Origin of the sequence: Streptomyces sp. NRRL F-2664 (assembly GCF_000719345.1) — a bacterium.
In the GTDB taxonomy this organism is placed as follows: Bacteria; Actinomycetota; Actinomycetes; order Streptomycetales; family Streptomycetaceae; genus Streptomyces.
In genome coordinates this window covers 1-3,082 of sequence record NZ_JOFX01000142.1, presented here as the reverse complement: position 1 = coordinate 3,082, position 3,082 = coordinate 1, and the positions used below count along the sequence as shown (strand labels likewise).

At 69.3% G+C, this 3,082-nt stretch carries 2 protein-coding genes; both read left to right on the top strand.

Annotation, left to right across the window (positions count from 1 at the left end; genetic code table 11):
• The first annotated feature begins 538 nt into the window (after positions 1-538).
• On the top strand, positions 539-1,882 hold the full coding sequence (locus IF89_RS0134710) for an endonuclease domain-containing protein (RefSeq protein WP_030776824.1): 1,344 nt from the start codon (positions 539-541) through the stop codon (positions 1,880-1,882).
• Positions 1,883-2,813: 931 nt separating this feature from the next.
• Positions 2,814-3,082, top strand: a 269-nt coding sequence (locus IF89_RS46650) for a hypothetical protein (protein ID WP_199820624.1), incomplete at its 3' end; no start/stop codon positions are given.

Sequence of the window (3,082 nt, the reverse complement as noted above, 5' to 3'; positions counted from 1 at the left end):
ACCTCCGTGTGTGGTGTGGAGCCTAGACACCTCCACCACACCGGAGGTCTTCGCCATGATCAAGACCCAGCCCTGTTAACAACGCTCGTGATCAATACAGCTAGGCCGTGCTCGCGGACGCGGGATCACGCAGCCGTGTCACCGCTGGGACGACACCTGGGCCGCACCCGAAGAGGTCCCGTACCTCGTCCGTCAGGCCGCAGCTGCTGCCCGGGGCTCCCGATGAGTCCCCGCCGGGTGAAGCCCCGAGCCCCAAAGCGGGCCGCAGAGGGCCCTGCCCCAGCCAGTTCGGTCTGTTTCGGCTCCGGTGACCGGTGAGAACCCACTCTCGGCGCCGGTGCGGGCCGCCTCTCCCCCGCGGCTGCCACCACTGCAGACCTCCGAGGACTGCGGTCGGCGCCGGCGTCGGCGGCCCCGCGCCTACGCCTGCGAAGACGACTGCCTCGTTCGTTCGCTGGAGCCTGCCGCTGGCCAGGCCGGTCCTTCCGCACGCGGCACGGGCTGTCAGCCTGTTGGTGTGGGCCGCTAGTCTGTCGGTATGTCCGAACGAGTTCTTTCGGGTGGCCATATTGATGGCCTGGCCCCTCTGGCCGCCGCGGACAGCATGTGGGCCGGTCTGACAGCCGCCAGTACGGTTCCAGCTGCGTCTGCCGTCTTCACCCGCCCTTCTGCTGGTGTCCGGGCGGGGAAGTACGTCGTGCTCGGCACCTGCGTGGTAGAGCTGGTCAGCACAAACAACGGCCAGTGGAGGGTCCCCACAGCTCAACTGCGCCAGGCTGCGGCGGCATGGAACACAGTAGAACTGGACGCCTTTGACCTCGTCCGTATCGGCCCCTTCCACCCTGTGCCGCAGCAGGACCGGTCCGCTGGGACGCTGCGGCGATGGCGCCAGAGCATCAGCCGGGAACTCCAATCCCGGAACCAGGCCGACAGGCAAGGCAGTTATAAGTCCGAACCGCCGTCCCATAGGGCGGGGGTCGACTGGCGGCGGATGCTGGTGGAACGGCGCCGCGATGGGGCGGAGCGGTCGTGGTGGCTTCCGCGTGCCGTCGTCAGACTGCTGGACGCCGCCGAACACGCCGAAACCCGGTGGCTGCAGGCCCATCTGAGTACCCCGGCCACCGAAGAGTCGCCACGCCCCATGCAGCCCCGAGCCACAGCCGACGGCACTCCGCCCGCGACAGGCGAGGCCGACCCAACCGTCCAACTGCGCCCCTACGCGGGGGAGCTGCAAGGCCAGCTGTACTCAGTGCTGACCAGACGGCCCGGGATGTCCCGGACAGTAGCCGGGTGGGTGTGCGCGGTCTGCGGCACAGCACCTGCAGCGGTGCTGGACCACTGCCATGAACACGGCTACGTCCGCGCTCCGGTCTGCCTGTCCTGCAACACCCTGGAACGTCCTGACCACCTGTACAACAACGATATCCGGGTGGCCGGCCGCTACAGCCGCCTCTTCGGCACAGACACCGTCGACTGGCTGCACCACTGGCACCGGTGTCCGGGCTGCCGCGCCCGCACCACCCTGCCCCTTCCCCACCTGGCGGCATGGACCGCTCACACCGCCTGCCGCACCCTGCGCCCCACACACCGCCAAGGCCGCACGCGCAAGCCCTGCGGGGTACTGCGCGTCTCATGGACGGGCAGCCAGAACACGCCCCGATCCTGCCTGCTCACCGTTTCCGTGGACTTCTGTCCCTCCGGCGAGCACCGCATCCTGACGCGGGTCCCCTACCGTGAGGCCCTCGGGAAGTTCGGCACCTGGCTGGCCGACACCGCCCCGGTGATAGCGGCCGACGCCGGCCCGGAGCGCCTGGACGGCCTCCCCCCGGAGTCCCGCCTTGTTGTCGCCGACACGAGCGGCGAAGCTCTGGCACTGTTCTGACCCACCTCCGCAAAGGGTCGACCGGCCTGTCATCGGGTCGGCTGTGCGGTTTTCTGGACCTGGCAGGGATACCCCGTGCATGAGAGGCCATATCGCCCAGAGCGAGCTCGCTGCGGGCGGGACGGAGGAACTGCGGACAGGACCGCAATCGCCCGCAGGGAACAGCAGAGCCGCTCTACGGGGTGGTGCTGCTCCATCAGCAGCTCGGCGCGCCCAGGTCCGACTGCTGCGGATGGCAGTTGTGCCGCGAGCTGTACGGCATAACGGCGGCGGGACGTGCGCCTGGGTCCTCTGGTCGGCGTGGATTTGCCTATCGGTTGGCCTGAATCGCTCTTCCGGTCGGACAGATCTGCGCTCCTGCGCCCCGCAGCGCTCTCCAGTGGTGTCTCGGTGCGTCTATGGTCGCTGTGCGCCCCTGCCGGAATCACCATTCTGACTCCTCGTATGTGAGTCCTGCGGGGTGCGGCGGACTGTCCCGCGTCCCCACCGGGGCGGTCCGCAGTCCGTACATGTTGCGGACGCCGCCGGTGGCGCTGCCCCCGAATACGGTGCTACCGGCGGCCGGTTCTGCCAGCAGCACTTTGAGTTAGCCGCCGGTAGCGGCGGCCGCGGAGGGCTAAGCACCCATCACCAAGCGTCGCTTTGACAGCTGTCGACGCCTCTAGCCGCAGCTTGCGGTTAGAGGCGTCGACAGCGGCCGCACGCCGTATACCCAGAGCCTGGCGGTCGGCAGCCATGGGGTCGGTCTGCCCGGCCTTCTCCGCAGCTGCGCTGCGGCCCCCTATACGGCACAGGGCTATTCGGAGGAGAGACGCCAGCCCCCGGGTCCTGCTCTCCTGGACGGAACTGCCCGCTCCGCCTGTCCCCGGGGATTTCTGTGCCTTCTTCTTCCTTGTCCTCTGCTGCTGTGCGGCGTGTTCGCCGGGGTGGTGTGGCCGGTCTGCTGGCCCTGGCTGCGGCCGGCACTGTTACGGGGGAGGCGTTCGCGGCTCCCGGCTCCCGCTCGGCCGCCGCAGCCGCAGCATCAGCGGTGCCGGGTGCCTCCGGCGCCGTGTCCGGTGTGTTCGCCCCCGGTGAGGAGGTCGGCGGCGCGGTGGATGTGCGGACCGGCCGCTACTCCTTGGAGGTGCCGCTGCTGGCGACGGCGGGGCGTGGTGAGGCGGGGTTTGCGCTGGCTCTGTCGTATGACCAGGAGTTGTC